This window comes from Psychrobacillus sp. FJAT-21963, from assembly GCF_001420585.1.
Taxonomy (GTDB): domain Bacteria; phylum Bacillota; class Bacilli; order Bacillales_A; family Planococcaceae; genus Psychrobacillus.
This window is the reverse complement of sequence record NZ_LJIY01000006.1, coordinates 360,125-379,751: the sequence shown is the minus strand read 5'-3', so window position 1 is coordinate 379,751 and position 19,627 is coordinate 360,125. Positions and strand designations below refer to the sequence as shown.

The window sequence follows — 19,627 nt, the reverse complement described above, 5'->3', positions numbered from 1 at the left end:
TGCCTCCAGGTTTTTCTTCAAGACTATTAATTATCTTAGTAAGTTCCTTTGCCTCCATAAACAACACCTCTATACCATATTTTTACGATATCCCTTCTTCAACTATCCTACCGCGTTAGTAAAAAAACACTTCTTATTTCAATAATTCTATTAAGTTGGCCTTCTTATAACAAGCCCACGATAGTTTAAAAATAAAGATCACTTGCTTTCCAAAAAGCTCACACATTTGCTCACATAATTATTTTTTGAGTTAATTTTATTTAACTGAGTTGATTTTACTCTTGCGTAAAGGATTAATAAAGTACGGTTAATCATACTTTATTTACTGAGTTATACTCGTTCGATTAAGTTACTTAATCCAAAGAGGATTAACGCACTTTTTATAGAAAGGTATAAATGGGGAAAATTTTGCTAGAAGTAATCAATTAGGGAGGAGTATAATATGTCCAACATACCAACAAAGATAGATTTTATAAAAGCCATTGAAAAAGCAAAAAAGAACGCTGTTGAAAGAGGGGAAAGTAATTTAGAATTACAGGCAAAAGATTTACATAAAGAACTTGGTTATTATCCTGGACCTAATCATAGAATGAAGACTTGTTGTGGTTCTATGTATGATTCAATGAATACATCAAATGGCGATGAAGTGGTATCTGCTCCTGAGAGCGGTTACGGAGCAAGTCTTATTATCAGATATAATCTGTAAGGGAAAATAAATAGAAGGAAAATTTAAAATGAAAGGAATCTGGGAATGGAAATGATGTTAAAAGAAGTGAAAATGGTTTGAATCAGAAAGATTAGATTTATAAAGAAAGAATGTATCCCAAAAAAGGATTTTTTTATATACCACTTTGACTAGTTTGATTATTTAAGATGATTTGAACTGAAGTTATTAAAAAGAGATAGATGTGGTTAAATGGCGAATTTATGTATTTATACTAGAATGGATGACACAAATGCTACATTTAAATCGGGTGAACATATTTTTCTAGCTGCAATTGGTGGAAAACGAAAATTGCCTGTTTCCTAAGTAAGTCATGAAGTTAATAATCTTTTCTCTAAAATAGAACTTCAGTTTTCAAGGGAGTCGGTGATAGCTTTAAATCGGGCACTACAAGGTCCAGGAAAAAGAGGGAGTTTAGAAGCTAGTAATGCTTCTGAATCAAAAGTTTGCTTAACATATTCAGATCGAGTAGATGGGAACATGCGCTATGCCCTTGGTTATATCAAACAGGCAAAACCATATTCTATTACAAAGTTCATTATTACCTTAACTAATCCAGCTACATTCGCGTTGACTGCGAACTATCAAGAATTACTAACAAAAGATGAACAGACAATTTTGAATGAGCTACATAGCTCTTTTAAAATTTCAAATCGTTATACATTAATAATTGATGAAAATTTAGAGATGAATAAAGTGTTATATGGCTTCCATAAAGGAAAATGGTATCTATGTATTAACAATGAAGGAATACAGCCAGAAGCGAATAGAGTTATTGAGTTTCTAAAAAAGTCGCCCTACTCCAACTGCAAATGAACCTAGAAAGATAGTCAATCAAGTAACGGTTCATCAGCAAAAAGCTTTTAATATAAATGAATTTTATAGAGTAGCTGTAAAAATGATATTTAATTATTTAGCATACTCAAAAGGTCGCGAGTTCGTTTAATCTGTCGATTTGATCCTATAAGAAGCTGGATTCTAAATGGCGGAGAAAATACATTTGCTAATTTAGCACCTAGTATTTCAAATCCTTCAGATGATCTATTCCCTAAAAGTTCACATCGAATATTTATTACTGAAACACGTGAAGCTTGTATAGGTCAAATTAGTTTTTATGGAACTAATTACAGAGTTATCGTGAAATTATGTGACCTAGACATTGGAGAAAGACTCATTTCTGGCCCAATAGGTTTTATATGCGATTGGGAAAATAAAAAGGAATACGATCTGCTAGATTCATTTCTAATTTCAGTTAATTTAGTCACATTACACTCAAACATGGATAGGAGGAACACTTATGGCGATTCAATTTTTAAAGGACAGCTGGGGCCAAACTTTTTTTCAGCTTGTTTCGCAAACCGAGAAACATATTCAAATCATTTCGCCTTTTCTTGGATATCATACAGCAAAGCTTTTAGTAGATCATTTGGAGGAAGCTGATAATCCAATAAACTGTGTCCTAATAACAAAATTTGAGCGTGAGGATTTTATAAGTGGTGCGAGTAATTTGCATGCTCTTCGCCTATTAGTAGAAAACGGTGTAAAAGTTTATGCATTACAAGACCTACATACAAAGCTATATATTTTTGACAGTCATTCTGTTATAACAGGCTCTGCTAATTTTACTTTCAGAGGCTATTATCGAAATCATGAATTCGGTGTGCTCATGGAGCAAGAGGCAGAATTTACAGCTGAATGTAATTTGTTTTTTGAGGAATTAATAACAGCCATTCAGGATAATGGAGATTGGCTTGTTGGAATAGAACAAATTGAAAATGAATTAAGGATTTACGATGATATAATAAAAGGAAGAAGCTCGAAGAAGGGGCAAAGTAAAAATCCAGTCATTTACCCTCGTATTACAACAAAATGGGGTGCAATTCTTGAAATGGAAACAGTGGTTTCTCCTCAAAAAGATATTGTTGAGCATCAGTTATCGAAAAAATCTTCAGTGGCAGTACTACAAGCAACTACAAATAACTGGCTTAAGTTCGAAGGTAATCGAAATAAACCAATAAAAAATACATTGACTTATATCGACCGACGGAAGGAAGGATTCTTAACAGAAACTTTTTTCCCACGAGCACCGAGAGGTATAAAAGAAAATCAAAAGGTGTTTATTGCTCAAATTAGCGAGGACGATCAACGTCACCCTGTTATTTATATTGTTGGATACGCAAATACATCCGGCTTCCAAGATCAAAATAAGCTCGATACAAAGAGTTATAAGGGAACTCTTCCATTTAACGTGGAACGTTATCCATATTATATACAGCTAAAAGATGGACGATTTTTAAAAGGACCAATTAAAAACGGTATCCGTCTTAACGAAGTAGCCGCTCACATGCCAAATCGCTTATATCCAAATAGTAAAGGTACGTTAGGAGATGCGATGTATGCCCATCGGCAAAAGTCACATATGCGAATCACAGAGGAGGCAGCTAATTATATACAGGCTCGGCTTGAGGTACTATTTAAAGAGCATGGATTGGAGGAAATATAAAAAGATGCAGATTACCGAAATATCTTTTATTCCAAATACTATCCATGTTCCATGAATATCTTCAATTACAAATTCTTTAATTTTCTAATCAGTATTGCATAGGAATTGACTACTTTCACTCAGAAACACGAAACTCTTTTGCTCCTCTTTCGCATGCCATTTCGTCACTATATTACACTCTGTAATTTCTTACATCTCGACTAAGAATCGGCAGTTAGGAAGTTACTTTGATGTGATATCCTTTTTCTGTCCTATATCATTAAAACACTTCCTATTTGGAATTATTCTAGTTGATATAAATAATATCGGTTTAACTTAATCCTTTGTTTAGTTCCCATTAAGGAAGCCAATTGTAGTTTTATTAGGCTACTGTAATTAAACACTTTCCTCAACAAAAGAGAGCCTAGTAGTTATTCTCTAGACTCTCCAACTAAAATTTCAAATTATTTTTTCCTTACTTATTATCGTTCTTTAATTGAGTTAATGTTTTTTCTAATTCTTCGATATTTTTTATATCTTTATATTTGTAATGAGCTAGTTCTTCTGTAGGAGAAGCAAAAGGAAGAATAGTATTTTTAGTTTCAATGTCGAAAATGCCTTGCTGCCCTCCCACGAAAGTATAAGCGCCATTTTCTATTGGATATTGACTAGTTTTCAAGAATAATATATTTGGTTTATTATTCTTTATATCTGCATTTGATAACTGTACGGTGTCACCCGTATCCACTGAAAGAGTTCGAACAGTTATGGTATCCCCGCTCTTGATATTATCACCTTTATATACCTTTTGAATCTTGAATTGTTTTTCTGTATAATACTCAGTTATCTGCTCTCCATCATCTTCTGTATAGGTATGCTCTTTAACCTGTTCATCAATCGCCTTCCCCTTAACAACCAACTCAGTTTCGCTATACAACTCTTCAACTGTTGGATAATCTTTCTCTATTGCAGATGCAATATTTACAGTTTCAGGGCCAGATATAACATTGTAAGAGTATATAGTACCGGCAGATAAAAAGCTCACTAATACTGCTGACGTAAGAATTTTTTTCTTTATATCCATTATTTTTACCTCTCCCTCAACTAATACATATAATTACATGCTTCAATATCTTCTGCTGTCTGTAACTTACCCTTTTCTCCTTTTGACAAACTTTCATACATGGTACTCTGGTGAGTTTTATCGTCATATAAATGAATCCAATGTCCCCATTCGTGACGAGCTATAGAAGTAAAATCATACTGACTAGAAGAAGTACTAAAACTAGTAGCAATAGCTGGATCAGTGTCGATTTTAGTAACAGCTTTAATAATATTATCGCTTGAATTTAAACTCAATATAGTTAATCCTAAACTGTCAATATTTTCAACTGACCAATCGTTACCAGTTAACAAGTTATAATTAAATGTAGTAGGACAATTTCTATTCCAACCATTAGTAGTATCTTTTATCATACTTTTTTGGTCCGAAGTAAATCCGCCTGCAATATCGTAATTAACGCTAGTTGATGACCACTTTTTACCAACCAAATGATTATAAGCTGCGTCTACCTTTTCTACTGCTAAATAATTCAAGGATAATCCAAGGACTAACAAACCTGCTAAAACAGGATAAGTAAATATTTTTTTAACTTTACGAATCATATTTTTTCTTCTCCCCTTCTAAAAAAATAGTGTAAAACACGATACATATACCTCTGTTTTTCCCTCCTAATCTATGTCTTATTTATTAATATAAGCTACAATAAAAGGGAAATATATAGGATTTTGTGCAAGATTATGACAATCGAAGGGTTAAAATGGATGTTTAGAAAGAATGATGTCATGTTTTAAAATTCTAACTTTTATAAAAATCAAACATTATTTCAAAACTACAGTGTACTTTTACAGTGTTTTCCTATTCAACTGAAGAAAAAAAAGCCCCCCCGAAGTGAGGACTATTAGTTATTAATTGTTTTAATTCGGAAAGCATAAATTCCATCACCTTCATACCAACTTGCGTGAATGACAAAAATGAATTCGCCTTCTTCCTCTGGTAATGTAAATTCATGGGTATTAGCTTTTTTAAAATCCACACCATTGTTTTCCCAAATCCCAATTTCGATTGAAGAAGGTTTGTAGTCAAAGTTAATTGAAATTGTTTTCCCACTTTGAACTTCATTCACCTTCACCTTTTCTACAAGTTCAGCAGGGGATGCCGAGTCAGCATTAACCATTTCTCCATTTTCCGACCAAGAATATGTTCCCATTGCATAAAAAATTTCTTGATTATCAACTGTTATTGCCGGATGAGGTGGTTTCAAATCTTTATTTTCATTTGATTGGCATCCTGTTATAAAAAATAAAAAAACAAATATCCCTAGGCATCTTTTCATTCTAATCCTCCCTCTATAAATGTTAATGTATACGGTTTGCTATATATTCCCCTTTTACTTAAATGATGAGCTCCGGCTTTAAAATATAAGATTGATATTTGTTCTAATTTCCTTCTTCAACTAACCGCTAGTAATGGGTAAGCATGCAGGAGTTGTAATGGGAGAGTTTCAAAATACTTGGTTTTATCAATCCTATCCTCGGTATAAAGTTAGGACTTCTGAAGAAATACTTGTTTTTCACATATTAGTGCTTATAAAAAAACTTGTCGCGCTGCTACGTTAGCTTAAGTCTCTTCTTCGCAATTATAGAGGAAATAACATAAATATCCAATAAAACCCTCTAAATATAATTTATGAGGGAATTTTAATCATATATTTTTTAACATTAAAAAAACATCAAAGTTTATTAAAAGCAAAAGCTGAGAATTAGTGATCCCCATCTATTGGATCGTTTTGTTGTATTGTACTAATTGTTTTAGTAGGATTATTAATTTCCGTATGTATATTGCCAAAGCAATTAACAAACAATCCGAATGCAATTAGAAATGAAACTACTATTTTTCTACATTTTTTCCCCATTTTCCCTCCAAAAACCTATGTCTTATGTATTACTATAAGTTACAATAAAACTAATAGATATAGGATGTTATGCAAAATTGTTACAAACGAGGTGTTAAAGGTGGATGATTTGGGTAAAAAAGTGTCATATTATAGAAAGTTAAAGGGTCTTTCTATTAAGGCATTAGCGGATAACTTATGTGATGAATCGACTATATATAGACTGGAGCAGGGAAAACAGTTACCGAGATTAGAGATATTAAATGATATTTGTTTAAAACTAGAAGTATCCTTCAATGCGTTATTCCCCTTGAATGAGGAGGTGGTCGAATTAAAAAAACTTTGTAGAGAGTTCACTTATACTGCGGATTATCCATCTTTAGAGTTATCTATAGTAGAATGCAGCAAAGCTTTAGAAGGTTTAACATCCATTTATTTAAAGGAAGAGTTTAGGAAATTCATACAATGGCATAAGGGAATCCTTCTCCATAAAAAGGAGAATAAGATTGAAGAGGCTTTATGTATCCTAAATAAACTTGTAAGTATTAAGACTTGTGGTTCTGAACTGGATATAAGCATCCTTAATTCGGTAGGTCTCATATATCTATCAATAAATAATGCCGAAGAAGCAATTAAAATTTACAGAGTAATTAACGAAAGAGTACAAAACCAAAAAATTATAGAGGATCGCACGCTTATTCCAAGGGTCGGGTATAATTATGCTGTCTCTTTATATAAGTTAAATCGCTTTGAAGAGGCATTAATAGTTATGCATGAAATTCTTTTATATATGGAAACCAATCAATTGATGTACTCTTTAGGAAAGGTATACCATATGATAGGACTGTTATCAAAGAAATGCGGATTATCAACGGAAGCAGAAGAAGCCTTTAATAATGCAATACTAGTATTTAAGTTAACAAAGGACCAACAGAATCTTACAAGAGCCATAATAGATTTAGAAAGTCTATTTCATAAATAAAAAGTATCATACAAAACATTAGTAACAATAGTTGATAAAACTACGTTCAACATAAAAGAGAAGAAAATGGGAAGCCGAAATGAAACAAAAAGTAGAATGAACTGGGGAACAAAAATAACGTAGAAATAAAATACATTCGACGGCATAATCCAGTGGCGGTATATTCCTATTTGCTAGTTGGGCACCTACTTCTGCTTCATATTCAAATAGAAATACAAATAACAGTAACTACAGTTGGAACGATTCAAAAGATGTTGAAGGATTTATTGATTGGTCCATTGAGTGATAAGAAAAAACTAGTAATAGCTATTAATAAAAAAACTCGGAAAACCATTGGTATTCCGAGTTTTTTGTATGCCCATCGGCAAAAATCACATATCGTATCACAGAGAAAGCAGCTAATTATATACAGCTCGGCTTGAGGTACTATTTAAAGAGCATGGATTGGAGGAAATATAAAAAGATGCAAATTACCGAAATATCTTTTATTCCAAATACTATCCATGTTCCATGAATATTTTCAATTACAAATTCTTTATTTTTCTAATCAGTATTGCATATGAATGGACTACCTTCACTCAGAAACTCGGAACTCTTTCTAGGGTTTACTTGGTAGTTTACATATAGTAAACATAAATTCTATATAAGTCTTTATTAAGTATCACTTTCTGTCCGCTTTCCTATGTAAAATTGATTATTGTTGCTTCACGATATAAACATTTATAGGTTTAACTGCATCCAAATACTGAACAGCATTGTAACTGTTTCTGTTCAAACTATTTTACAGTAATTATTTTATCAGGTATGGGAAAAGTCGCGTATCCTTTCTTTTTCATAACATAAAAAGGTTCACTGTTATACACTGTTTTCAACAAATAAGTAATACAGACCACCAGTTTACTTTTTGTCCGCAAATTGTCCGCATAATTAATTTTTTGTACCGAACTTATTTTACCCAAATGACTTTAATAATCACGAAAACCTTATTAAATCAGACTTATTTAACCTAATTGAATTCATTTTTACCTGGTTATTTAAGTGTTATAAATTTGACAGGGTAAGGGTCGCTGTTTTAAGTCAGTTAGACAATTAATAACAAATAATCGTTAATCATTCATCCCTTAACTTGAGGATAAAATAAAAACAACCAAAACCCTTGTCATATAAGAGTTTTGACCGTTTTAAGTAAGACTGTTTATTTGCGTTATTTCGATAAGCGAATATTCAACTAAAGCACCCGTTAGTTGAATAAACAACTAAGTCTATTACTGCAAATCGGAGGGTAACATTCCATATACAATACTATCTGTCCATTCATTTTTATTCCAAAAATCTTGTATGAAATGGGCTTCCTTTCTCATGCCTATTCGTTCACACAGTTTTTGTGAAGCTTTATTCCGAGCATCAAGATTAGCTTGTATACGATGTACATTAAATTCATCAAATAATTTAAATACCAAACTACTTACTGCTTCTGTTGCCAAACCTCTCCCAGCTACTTCATTTGAAAAACTATAACCAATCTCAACAGTATCTTTCATATCTGTATACCATACGGATAGATCACCAATTACTTTATTCTTGTATATAACTGCCAAACTCAACATTGATTCTTTAGTGAGTACACCGTTTGCTAGCTTCTTATTAAATCTTTTCTGCATATCTTCATGAGTCCACTTATTATGTAATAGGAACTTACAGGTATCATCATTATTATAAATAGCAAATACATCCTGTAAATCCGTACTCTTAAAAGGTCTAATTATTAATCTTTCTGTTGTAATTTCCAAGTTTGCTCTCCTCCCATACATTGATTCCGTAAAAATAGACCATCGAATTGATGTTCTTGTATAACTAAAGCACCCGTTAGTTGAAGAAGGGCAAACAATTTATGATGTAACTTTCACCTATAATAGGTAACTTTTCAACTCATCTTTTTGACGCAAGTGATGACGAAAATGCATTCCAACCAAATCATACCATTCCCTAGCATTCAGCCAGCCGAAACCTCCATGTTTAACTTTATTATTTGGGTTAATATAATTCACTTTCGATTCCCATTGACTTAATCTTTGAATTAACTGATCCATCCTGCTAATTAGGTCTTCCTTGCTGTCTGAATTATTTGGTGGAGAATTTAGTTCATCTGGTAATCTTATTTTAATAGGTGGAAACCCTCCGTTCCTAAATAATTGCTCACCAAACTGGGTTTTCCCAAGGGGTTGTTCCTCATTTAATGTAGCACATTTTTCCATATTATCAAGATACTCATGGGCAACAAGAATTAAATGGTCATACATCTGTCCAATAGACCAAACCCCTTCTTCCGAGATATATCTTAGCTGTTCCAATGAATAATTGTAAAGATCACTTTTGAAAGTAATAAGCAGTTTATTGTCAATCATTTAAATACTCCTTTGTAATCGTTAAATTAAATCTGAAATTTTCGCTTTTTTTGTATTTAAAAATAATTATACCAACAATGATGACAAATACTTTCTACCACAAACCTGTGTCTTTAGTTAAATAAGAAAAAAGGCTTACTCCTTCTTGAAGTAAAGCACCCGTTAGTTGAATAAGAATTACTTAAGCTTAAGCTTTTCTCTTTTATTTTCAGGTTGTTTTAACCAATAACGAACTCCTTTCCCAGCTAAAGGTTCATCATTATACCTTGGAATGACGTGTAAATGGCTATGAAGAATAGATTGATTTGAAACTTCTCCTACGTTCCAACCAAGTGTGTAACCATCTGGTGAATACTTATCATCGAGATATTTCTTAGCATCTTGTAAAAGTTCATTTGTATCGTTCCATTCATCTTTTGTTAATTCAAAAGGATTAGCGTGATGTTTTTTTGGAACGATTAAACCACAACCTTCTAATACTTCTTGTTGATTGATGTGTTGTAAAAAAAAGCATGTTTCATTTTCAAATATAATGTTCTGTTCAACATCTTTTTGTGGATTACAAAATGGACAATTAGCATCGTAAGACATAAATAACTTACCTCCTTATACTTCAACACTTTTTCTTATGATAACAAATCTATAAATTCCCTTATTGAACTAAACTGCTGCGTTAGTTTAAGTGTAACATTTCACAATGGATCGCTGAAATATACTTTGTTTTGGACGTAAAAATAGACCACCGAAATATGATGGTCTTGTTTAACTAAAGCACCCGTTAGTTGAATAAGCACCTTCTCATTTATTACACATTATGTTTGAAATGTGTCCATAGTTTACTTCATCATTTACTTTGTACTTTTTTATTTTTTCTAAATAAAAATGTAATTATTATACCTACAATAAGGATCATAATAGCCACTTTTTCGCCAACAATATTTTGTCCATACAAGAGAACTGGACTAGCCATCAAAATTAAACCAATCAATCTAAAAATACTATTGATCAACTATTTTTTCACTCCCATTTTCTTCTTCAGCTAACCTGCGTCTTTAGTTCAATAAGAAAAAAAGCTTACTACTTCTTGAAGTAAAGCACCCGTTAGTGAAATAAGCTATTAATACTTTAAATACTGTTTATCGCATTGATTATTTTCCTTTTGGTATTAGATAACCCAACTTCATCTATTACAACTTCTTCAGATTCTTCGGAATAAAAGTTTGCAAAACTCTGTCCTTCATATCTCGGAACAACGTGCATATGAAAGTGAGTTAACTCATCAAAACTACCTCCATTTTGACAAATAGTAATACCGTCAGGATTAAACAATTCCTTAATTACCTTTGAGAGAAGCTTTGCAGCCTTCATAATTGAATTTGCAGTATTTTCATCCAGTTCATCAAAATACCTTACATGTTTTTTAGGTAATATTAAGATATGCCCTTCGTTATATGGTTCATGGTCCAAGAAGCAACTAACATAGTCATCCTCCCACACTACATTAACTGGTTCCTGTTTATTTGCTAAATTACAGCCGAAACATTCCACTTTAAAATACTCCCTTTCGTTTATTTTTCTCTTGTCTTGTTCAACTAAACTGCTGCTCTAGTTGAATAGGAAAAAAGGCTTTACTCCTTCTTAAAGTAAAGCACCCGTTAGTTGAAGAAGAATCTACTAATTTAGACCTGATTGAAGTTTGTTTAATTTTATTTAATATTAATATCAAAAACATAATTTATTTTTCCTTCATTCCATTCTACGATAACTTCATAAATATAATATCCCTCTTTAGATGGTAGGGTAATTTCATTACCTATAAGTTCAACAGCAACAATTGTACCATCCTCATTCCATTGCTCTACAATTATTGAAGATGGATTTTGTTCAATCTCAATTTTTATTTTATCCCCTTTTTCAACTTCTACTGTATTGAATCGGTCTGCTAAGTCATATATATTGGTCTCACTAATCTTTCTAGCTTCAAAGTTTCCTTCTTTCCATTCAAAATCACCTATCCTCATTGTATAGTCTTTTTTTTCTACAATAACTTTGCCCTGTGCTTGAACATAATCAGTTGACGTAGAAGGCTGAGGCATTCCATTACAACCAGCTATATTAATAACAATTAACATTAATAAAATATTTTTTTTCATATCAAAACTCCTTAAGGAATTATTACACTTTCTATTTACTTATTCATCTTCTGCAAATTAATCCTTCTTCAACTAAACCACTGCTCTAGTTTCAATAAGAAAAAAGGCTTTACTCCTTCTTGAAGTAAAGCACCCGTTAGTTTAAGTGTAGACTTGACTTTCACAATCTTATTCCTCTACAAAAGAAAAGAGACCCTATAGAGGCCTATTAGTAATTAATTGTATTAATTCGGAAAGCATAAATTCCATCCCCTAAGCTATTTTATTGAAATATAACCGTCTGTAATAGTTAGATCACTTGCGCTGGTGCCAACTAAACATATGGTGAATTCTCCATCATCTGATATTTTGAATGAAGTATCTACTTTATTTGAAATTTGGTCAAAGAATACTTCATAAAATTTATCATTTAAATAATATCCAAAAAGAAAATGATTTCTACTGTCTTCAGGCTCATCAAAATCTAATCTTAAAGAAACAACATCACCTTTTTTTAAGGTTAGAGGATTGTTATTGTACTTTAGTAAAAATGCTTCTCCATTTGGAACAATAAGCTCTTTAAAAGAGTATTTATCTTTTGATTCTTCATTTATGGAAAAGTCTAAATGTTTAAAAATAGAAATTTCTTCTTCATGATATACTTGTTCTTGTTTATCAGTTTTATTAAAAGTAGTAATAAAATAGATTGTCACGAGGATTGCTATAACACCTATTATTAAAAATAGCCAATTTTTACGCTTCATTTTTACACCTCTTTCGAAGGGAATAGCAGTAATATCAATTAATGTATTAATTTTACATTAAGGATTGGTGAATAGCAACACAATTTGGACATTTATCAATCTTCTAAAAAATTAACTTAAAATGTTAGTTTTTAAGTATTTTGTAATTTTCACCTACGAGGTGGGCGATACTTTTCTTGTACGTGTATACTTTCTCTACATAATTTTGATAAACTACCACCTATTTGTACGTGTTTACATCTATTGTTGTCTTCTTATTCTTATTATTCTCACTTACAATAAACCTACACCAACGAGCAAAAAAAGGAATTCTAAAGATATTAAATATGTTCCAGATTATATATGGGAGAAACACTCTGCAATTACTAACTTATAATAAAATACTGATTATTTGGGGAAACGAATCTTCAATTAACCTGCACCGTTAGTTTAAGTGTAACATTTCACAATGGATTTCTGAAATCTACTTAAAGTTTTTAATAAAAAAATAGACCATCGCAATGATGGTCTTGTTTAACTAAAGCACCCGTTAGTTGAATAAGATTAAGAAAATAATGGAGATTAATATTCAAATCTATAAGAGAAGATGGATCTTCATAATAAACAGTAATTATTCTTCAAACACTTCTAAATGTAATAAGTCACTTTGTAATTCAGTTGTATACCACCCTTGTTGGATAATATCGCCTTTTTTACGTGCGAAATATTTATATTCCACTAGTGGTTCAGTATCAAATATTACACCTATATAATATGGATTCGAGGATTCATAGCCGTCCTCACGATGAGGCACTGTCCTATATTCCCACGTTTCCCCAGGGTACTGTTCTTCCAAATGCATCTGTATATAACCTACTTTTTTTTCGATTTGCATATCAATCCAATATGGACGTGCGAAATAAAAGATACCAAAAGACACCAAAAATAAAATAGCCAATCCCAGAGTAATTTTTCTCCATTTTCCTTTCAAAATAAAAGAAACTAATAGAATAACAAGTAAAATTCCACCAACTATCATCAATTCAATTAATTCTATTGGATGCAATGAATACCCCCCCTTTAATTCCATTTTGCTCTATTTTCGTTTTCAATCGTTCATTTTCCTTTTAAACTAACCTGCTGCGTTAGTTTAATAAGGCTAATCAGACAATCGATAACAATAAGGATCTTTCTTTTAAATCATTTAATTTCCTTAGATGATGCGTCTTTTTCAAATTTCTTTGTTTTTATAAACGAATTCAAGTCTCTAAAAAAGACATAATACGATAGCAATACCACCGCTATCATTGGATATGCAATTGTAGGGTATTCATCAAATATATAATCTCGCTGAACAAAGATGAAATATTGTACCATTATTAATAAAATTAAAATGTGAATCACTGAAATCAATTGTTTATGTTTTCTGAAAAACAATATAGATAATAAATATACTACATTTACGAGAACAAAAGCCCGTAAAGCATCGATAGCAAATAATTCACTTTCCACTATGAACACACCCCTAATAAAAAAATTACTCCTTGTTAAAGGATACCCCGTAACCCATAAAACACCTTTAAATTTTCCTTATTGAATTAAACTGCGTCGTTAGTTTAAGTGTAACATTTCACAATGGATATCTGAGATCAACTTAATCTCGAAAGACTCAAGGAGATATCTCCAATTCCAGCAATAATCGTGTTAGAACGCGGGTACCTCTCACTTAATTATCGATATTTCTAATCAAAAAGATCTCTAGTGCGTACTCACACGCGCCAGAGATCTATTCTTAGTTATGAATAGGTAATTGACTACTATCTATATAAATCGAACAAATGAATATCTAAACGAACTAAGTACAGGAGCCTTAACAAGGGTAGCAAAAGTCATCAGACTAGTGGTGAAGCCGCTTGGCTTATGACGAGGGCGTCCCTAGCACCGTAGCGAATTCAATGGGATTCTTTATCCCGCATTAACTGGCAGTAATAACCCCACTGATTAAAGGTTCACTTTATTTCAACTTATCGTTACCAATTCTGAAAATTATTTTGAATTTACGCGTGTAAAATAACTCAAGACTCTTTTCAGAAAAGATTTTTGGATTTTCTTTTTTCTAGATAGGTAGTTATGTCCTAATTTATATCGTCTTGCTTCCTTTTCCAAGTCAGCCATCCGTTGCTTTACATATTCTATATCGTTAATCGTAAACATTATTTTTCTCCTTAAGGAGAAGTCCAATTTATATTGTTAAGGTGTGGCTAGCACCATTCCTGTTAGCCACTTTTCACCTAAATAGTGTGTTGGCGACTCCAATTTATTTTTACCTACAAATTTATTAATCTGCTTACCACTCATTTTTGGTATCATCATTTTTTTTCCTCCTTCATTTATTATTTTTCCGATTAAACCAATAGCATCATTTTAGTCAACTGGGGTTTTTCTTTCCTCAAACGGTGCTATCCACTTTCGAGAGATTCCTTTTTTAATAACTTTCTTCGCTGTTTCATGATCATCATCACCAGCACTCCTTTTCTTGTTATTTTGTTTATATATGCAACACGCAATGCGTGAAAACACCAAAGTTTCTTAAAAATGCACACAAAAAAGCACACGCTTCTTTACATAAGCGTGTGCTCATAGAAAAAGAACGGCATAACATACCGTCCGGATTAATTATTTACAAAAAAATAATTAGCGGTTGGGCACGAAATCACTATACGATTATTTTTTGAAGTTCTAAATGTAGTCATTTTCCGTACCTCCATTTCAAATTTGAATATCTAACACCTATAGTATATCCTTTCTTATTTCTGAATGTCAACACCTTTCTGAATATTAAGTATTATTTTAGGATATCAGCGTCCAAAGCTAAGTAGCTTCCGCAATGGAAAAAAAACGTATAGATCCTTTGAATGATATGTTAGTACGTCGATTATTATTACTTTGTTCTAAACCAAAGTTTTTAGAAGAAATCGGATAAAACTGATCAGCCATTGACAATTGGCCGGCGATTATCAGAGCTGAATACGTCCCATTTAGGAGATTTTCTCGGTCTACATACAACTATAAAGTAAATGAGTCCCAAATTTAGTTTTTTGCATACTAATATGAACAAAGAGAAACTTTAGTAGTTTCTCTGATCCTCATATTCCGCCTCATAAGGCTTATTATCCTCAATAGCTTTCTTAATTAGCTTGACAATCTCTGCATCCTCTAAATGCAGTACAGCCATGATAGGAAAGTTATCTCCAAACTTATCAGCATACTGCTGTAGTATATTATCCATCTCTCCCATTCCTCCTACTCTTGAGTAATCATAAATTTAAGAATCAATTCTTCTTCAACTAAAGCACCCGTTAGTTTAAGTACATTATTTCACAAAGATTTTATTTATAATTGATATGGTAGTCTCCCTCTTCAAGAATCTTCCCTCCAACTATTCCAAGCCAACCTATTATCTTAAAAGTATGTTTTGTTTTATGTTATTAAAATTAATAGTTTAAATTGATGAAACTTTTAGACAAAATGGAATGTATAGGAAATAGGTCAATATTGAAAAGGGAGATGAAGTTTATGAATATCACAAATAAAGTTTTTATTTCATTTTGTATGCTTCTATTAATTTTTATTTTATCAGCCTGTAAACAAACTGAACAATCTCACGAGAATATCATTATGGAAAATGAACAATCTCACGAGAATATAAATATGGAAAATGAACAACAAAATATATCCTATTCTTTTAAAAATCCCAATACAGGGCAGGAATTTAATATAATTCATGCTTATATGCTATATAAAAACTATTTTGAAACTGTTAAGGATAATCCTGATGAATCACCTAACGAATTATATCAAAAGATAATTATCGAACCTGTATATGATGCATGTTTTAAAGGTGCGAATTATAAATTTAGTGTATTTGATTGGATACCGGATGAAAGTGATTTTAATAGTATTAAGAAACAAATTGAATCGTTGGATAAAGAACATATGAACAAGTTATTTGAGGACTCCCTTGTTAAATCCTCAGACATACTTTCATCAGATAATATAACAACAGTATGTGTGTTTCCTGAAAATGAAAAATTGCCTTCTGACATGTATACATTAGGAACGGGGAAAATTACAGTCTTTATCAGTGAGCTTAATAATTATTTTATATTGAGTGAGCTTGATAATTATAATAAATCAGGTATTTCTCATGAATATCATCATAGTGTTTGGACCGAAAAACATGATACGGAAGATTATTTTATGACTATTTTAGATAATATAATTATGGAGGGGTCTGCCATAATGTTTGAAACCTTAGTATACCCCGATACAAATAGTAAAGATTTGGTGCTTGACGAAAGCTTTAACAAAGAATATTGGAGTAAGATTGAAACATATCTTGAGAGCAGTGGTACCAATGAGTTTGTAATGGGTGGCTCTAAGGGTTTGCCTGATAATTATGGCTATAGTGAAGGCTATAAAATGATTAGGTCTTACTTAAACTTGCATCCCGATGTGACAGTAGAAGAATGGACTTCCAAAAGTCCGAGAGAAATTTTTGAAGAAGGGAATTACATGGCTAATTACGAGTAGTTTTCTTTATCAATGGTCTACAAAACTTTATGTGTCCTTTTCTACATGTTAGAAAAGGATTTTTTGTTTAACTTCCTGATACTCTTCTTTCACTAAACTGCTGCGTTAGTTCAGTAAGAAAAAAAGAGCTGCCTAAAGCAACTCGTGTTCTTAGCTAAAGCACCCGCTAGTTTAAGTAGAATACTTCACAAACTTTGGTTATTCACGCCAAACTTGTCAATTCCTTTTGATTTTAAGGGCTTTAGCGAATACATAACCTGTTAATCCTAGTGAAGCACTAATAACATAGCATTTATAATTATCTTTTTGTAAGTCTTGTTCGAGTTCATTCGTGTTACCGTACCAAATCGGCCAAGCATATAATTTATAGTTCTCAAATTGTTCTCTGTTCTCTACAAAAAATGTATTCAAATCGGCTTCATCAATATCAAACAAAATACTTCCCGCCATTACATTATGGAAATCATGTGCTAAATAATTCTCGAATGTAACAGTTACAATTTCATCTGCCACCGTTTCGATATCTAAAATTAATTCATTTTCTAGAAAACTTACTGAGTACCCAATTATCACACCATCGTGAATAGAAATTGTAATGCCCATCCCCCCCATAAAATGCTGCGTTATTTGAAAAAGTAATAATAATAGCCTATAGCAACCCCATGATATTTTACTAAAGCACCCGTTAGTTGAATAACTAAGCTTATTTGTGATCCTCAATAGTTTCAATATCACTAAGAAAAATTAAACCATTTCTTTTTATCGTGTATCTTACGAAGTATGTCTTATCTTTCTGAATTAAATTCATTACCATTGGTTCCCTAACAATTACTTTAATCTCTTCTTGATGTCCCACTGGGGCATTGGGGTTAAATCCCTTTATCCATGCTTCATTGTTATCGTTAGAATACCCTTTTTCAGTGACAGTAAAATCAGTTACAGTTAACACAGACGAAAAAGAATTATAAATTAAAAAAACAATCAAAAAGGCAACAGAAATTGTTATAGCCGACAATAAAATTCTTTTACTCTTCATAAAATTCCCCTTCCTTCACTATCCTGCTGCGTTAGTTCAATAAGAAAAAGCTCCCCTAAAGGTTAGCCTCTTGTTTTGCTAAAGCACCCGTTAGTGAAAATATGTACCCATCAGGAAACGCCCAATTACCAAGCAATGGTTATTAAGTCAGGTTCAACGAATTCTATTACAAATTTAGGTGTTGGGCAAAATATATACTGTTGATAGGAATCTTCTGCTGCTAGATAAGCAATATTTTCAATAACCTTGGATAGCGGCATCTTCACCCAAGGTAATGTACTAAAAGGAGGAAGGTCGTCTTGTAAGAAAAGATAAACGGAATTCTCCGTGTATAGTTCTTTATCTTTTAAAAACAATGTCACCTTATCGCTACTAACATTGTATATCACGAACTTGTTATTCATTTTCTCTAAATCTAGACTTACCCATTCAATTATTGGGATGCTCTCTATAAATTCAGATTTCATTTTTTCCCTTTCCTCATCACCTAACAGCGTAATACCTTCTTTAGTTGAGAAAGGCTCCAATATCCAACCTAATTGCATCTGTATTTCATCATTTCTTTCTTTCTCTTTTTGTTTTTGTAAGAGCGACTCTAAATTTGTTTTCCGTGCATTCGTGTCCATTGTACACCTTCTCTTCTTTCTTTTTCCTGCAATAATAACTAACTTTTCCCCTATTACTTATTCAACTAACCTGCCCCGTTAGTTCAAAAAGAAAAAAGGCTCTACTCCTTCTTGAAGTAAAGCACCCTCTAGTTGAGGAAGTACAGGTCGATTATTGAAATGTTTTATCAATGGCACTCCTGTCATAATCTAAAATCCAATCATTGTAATTTTTATACAAATGACCAATAGACTCTTTGTCTGAAGATAAAACATCACAACCTCTGTCATCGTAAATATGAAAGATTGTATTTTTGGTTTTATTGATAAAAAATACATCATGATATATTTTGGGTTTAATATCCATGTCGTGATTACAAATTGCTTTTATCATGTTAATGTATTTTACGTCAGACACATTACATTGAAGTGTGTATCTATGAGTTTCAAAGTCGTAGATGTCGTACACATCTTCAAAGACATATGGAATAACCTTATGTTGCAGTCTATATAAGACATTTTTAGATTTTATATAATGGTTAAATATTTTTAGTTTTCGTCTTTTTAATAAATTTTGTTCGCCTGCATGATGTACGTTGGCTACTATAACAATTTCATCATCAAAAGAATGAAGGCTTTTGAAAATAGATAAAGAACGGTGATAGACACCCTTCATATAACTTACTTCATCATTGTCATCAGGATTGCCCAACTCAAATCGAATACCTGTATCCCAATTATAAAAAAGAGGTGGTCTTATTTTTAAATTAGGGAACTTCTCACTCATATAATCGTAAAGGAACATATTAGCACCTCGTTTTACTATCATTTTATCACTAATCCTTATTCAACTAAACTGCCCCGTTAGTTCAATAAGAAGAAAAGTTGCCTAAGTAATTTTGCAGTAATTCAACAGCTGGGTAACCTTGTTTAATAATTTTTTTATAGACTTTTCCACTCTTAATAGATGG

General features: G+C 32.0%; 24 protein-coding genes. 6 read left to right on the top strand and 18 right to left on the bottom strand.

The genetic code is table 11. The features are described from left to right. Positions 1 to 442: 442 nt before the first annotated feature. From AN959_RS15535 to AN959_RS15525, 3 genes are all read left to right on the top strand, one after another. A complete protein-coding gene (locus AN959_RS15535; RefSeq protein ID WP_056832000.1) occupies positions 443 to 706 on the top strand; it encodes a hypothetical protein in 264 nt (87 codons plus the stop codon). A gap of 384 nt (positions 707 to 1,090) precedes the next feature. Then, a complete protein-coding gene (locus tag AN959_RS15530; RefSeq protein WP_056831997.1) occupies positions 1,091 to 1,540 on the top strand; it encodes a hypothetical protein in 450 nt (149 codons plus the stop codon). Positions 1,541 to 2,021: 481 nt separating this feature from the next. Continuing rightward, positions 2,022 to 3,227: a phospholipase D family protein gene (locus AN959_RS15525; RefSeq protein WP_056831995.1), complete on the top strand. Its 1,206-nt coding sequence runs from the start codon at positions 2,022 to 2,024 to the stop codon at positions 3,225 to 3,227. A gap of 454 nt (positions 3,228 to 3,681) precedes the next feature. Here the strand turns inward: AN959_RS15525 and AN959_RS15520 are convergent, their stop codons facing one another. From AN959_RS15520 to AN959_RS21550, 4 genes are all read right to left on the bottom strand, one after another. Then, positions 3,682 to 4,290, bottom strand: a complete 609-nt coding sequence (locus AN959_RS15520; RefSeq protein ID WP_056831993.1) for a hypothetical protein — start codon at positions 4,288 to 4,290, stop codon at positions 3,682 to 3,684. Positions 4,291 to 4,310: 20 nt separating this feature from the next. Next, positions 4,311 to 4,871 (bottom strand): hypothetical protein, encoded by a 561-nt coding sequence (locus AN959_RS15515; protein ID WP_056831991.1) that lies wholly within the window; start codon positions 4,869 to 4,871, stop codon positions 4,311 to 4,313. Between the two features lie 296 nt (positions 4,872 to 5,167). Continuing rightward, positions 5,168 to 5,602, bottom strand: coding sequence for a hypothetical protein (locus AN959_RS15510; RefSeq protein ID WP_056831989.1), 435 nt, complete (start codon positions 5,600 to 5,602; stop codon positions 5,168 to 5,170). A gap of 426 nt (positions 5,603 to 6,028) precedes the next feature. Beyond that, positions 6,029 to 6,181, bottom strand: a complete 153-nt coding sequence (locus AN959_RS21550; RefSeq protein WP_156350808.1) for a hypothetical protein — start codon at positions 6,179 to 6,181, stop codon at positions 6,029 to 6,031. Between the two features lie 109 nt (positions 6,182 to 6,290). Between AN959_RS21550 and AN959_RS15505 the strand changes: the two genes are divergently transcribed. Then, entirely contained in the window at positions 6,291 to 7,142 is an 852-nt protein-coding gene (locus AN959_RS15505; protein WP_216598641.1) for a helix-turn-helix transcriptional regulator, read from the top strand. A 170-nt stretch (positions 7,143 to 7,312) separates the two neighbouring features. Next, positions 7,313 to 7,564, top strand: coding sequence for a hypothetical protein (locus AN959_RS15500; RefSeq protein WP_056831986.1), 252 nt, complete (start codon positions 7,313 to 7,315; stop codon positions 7,562 to 7,564). Between the two features lie 843 nt (positions 7,565 to 8,407). Here the strand turns inward: AN959_RS15500 and AN959_RS15495 are convergent. The 10 genes from AN959_RS15495 to AN959_RS21095 form a co-directional block, all read right to left on the bottom strand. After that, complete coding sequence (locus AN959_RS15495; protein WP_056831984.1) at positions 8,408 to 8,932, bottom strand: GNAT family N-acetyltransferase; 525 nt, start codon at positions 8,930 to 8,932, stop codon at positions 8,408 to 8,410. A gap of 117 nt (positions 8,933 to 9,049) precedes the next feature. Next, positions 9,050 to 9,547: a DinB family protein gene (locus AN959_RS15490; RefSeq protein WP_056831981.1), complete on the bottom strand. Its 498-nt coding sequence runs from the start codon at positions 9,545 to 9,547 to the stop codon at positions 9,050 to 9,052. Between the two features lie 177 nt (positions 9,548 to 9,724). Then, a complete protein-coding gene (locus AN959_RS15485) occupies positions 9,725 to 10,138 on the bottom strand; it encodes an HIT family protein (RefSeq protein ID WP_056831980.1) in 414 nt (137 codons plus the stop codon). A gap of 534 nt (positions 10,139 to 10,672) precedes the next feature. Then, positions 10,673 to 11,095 carry an HIT family protein gene (locus AN959_RS15480; RefSeq protein WP_056831978.1) on the bottom strand — a complete coding sequence of 141 codons (423 nt, stop codon included), beginning with the start codon at positions 11,093 to 11,095 and terminating at the stop codon, positions 10,673 to 10,675. Between the two features lie 158 nt (positions 11,096 to 11,253). Further along, positions 11,254 to 11,700: a hypothetical protein gene (locus tag AN959_RS15475; protein ID WP_056831976.1), complete on the bottom strand. Its 447-nt coding sequence runs from the start codon at positions 11,698 to 11,700 to the stop codon at positions 11,254 to 11,256. Positions 11,701 to 11,957: 257 nt separating this feature from the next. Then, positions 11,958 to 12,443, bottom strand: coding sequence for a hypothetical protein (locus AN959_RS15470; protein ID WP_056831974.1), 486 nt, complete (start codon positions 12,441 to 12,443; stop codon positions 11,958 to 11,960). Positions 12,444 to 13,053: 610 nt separating this feature from the next. Beyond that, complete coding sequence (locus tag AN959_RS15465; RefSeq protein ID WP_056831972.1) at positions 13,054 to 13,488, bottom strand: hypothetical protein; 435 nt, start codon at positions 13,486 to 13,488, stop codon at positions 13,054 to 13,056. A gap of 134 nt (positions 13,489 to 13,622) precedes the next feature. After that, complete coding sequence (locus AN959_RS15460; protein ID WP_056831971.1) at positions 13,623 to 13,934, bottom strand: hypothetical protein; 312 nt, start codon at positions 13,932 to 13,934, stop codon at positions 13,623 to 13,625. Positions 13,935 to 14,672: 738 nt separating this feature from the next. Then, the gene (locus AN959_RS21900) at positions 14,673 to 14,795 is read right to left on the bottom strand and encodes a hypothetical protein (protein WP_256363930.1); all 123 of its coding nucleotides are present in this window, start codon (positions 14,793 to 14,795) and stop codon (positions 14,673 to 14,675) included. 754 nt (positions 14,796 to 15,549) lie between these two features. Further along, positions 15,550 to 15,711, bottom strand: a complete 162-nt coding sequence (locus tag AN959_RS21095; RefSeq protein ID WP_156350807.1) for a hypothetical protein — start codon at positions 15,709 to 15,711, stop codon at positions 15,550 to 15,552. A 287-nt stretch (positions 15,712 to 15,998) separates the two neighbouring features. On the opposite strand from AN959_RS21095, the gene AN959_RS15455 reads away from it, so the two are divergent. After that, positions 15,999 to 17,015 (top strand): DUF2268 domain-containing putative Zn-dependent protease, encoded by a 1,017-nt coding sequence (locus AN959_RS15455; RefSeq protein WP_056831969.1) that lies wholly within the window; start codon positions 15,999 to 16,001, stop codon positions 17,013 to 17,015. Positions 17,016 to 17,231: 216 nt separating this feature from the next. Here AN959_RS15455 and AN959_RS15450 read toward each other — a convergent pair whose 3' ends face one another. The 4 genes from AN959_RS15450 to AN959_RS15435 all read right to left on the bottom strand — a co-directional run bounded on the left by AN959_RS15450 (position 17,232) and on the right by AN959_RS15435 (position 19,485). Beyond that, the gene (locus tag AN959_RS15450) at positions 17,232 to 17,618 is read right to left on the bottom strand and encodes a hypothetical protein (RefSeq protein WP_056831967.1); all 387 of its coding nucleotides are present in this window, start codon (positions 17,616 to 17,618) and stop codon (positions 17,232 to 17,234) included. Between the two features lie 100 nt (positions 17,619 to 17,718). After that, a complete protein-coding gene (locus AN959_RS15445) occupies positions 17,719 to 18,051 on the bottom strand; it encodes a hypothetical protein (protein ID WP_056831965.1) in 333 nt (110 codons plus the stop codon). Between the two features lie 125 nt (positions 18,052 to 18,176). Then, the gene (locus tag AN959_RS15440) at positions 18,177 to 18,677 is read right to left on the bottom strand and encodes a hypothetical protein (RefSeq protein ID WP_056831962.1); all 501 of its coding nucleotides are present in this window, start codon (positions 18,675 to 18,677) and stop codon (positions 18,177 to 18,179) included. 151 nt (positions 18,678 to 18,828) lie between these two features. Continuing rightward, entirely contained in the window at positions 18,829 to 19,485 is a 657-nt protein-coding gene (locus tag AN959_RS15435) for a DUF3885 domain-containing protein (RefSeq protein WP_056831961.1), read from the bottom strand. Positions 19,486 to 19,627: the final 142 nt, after the last annotated feature.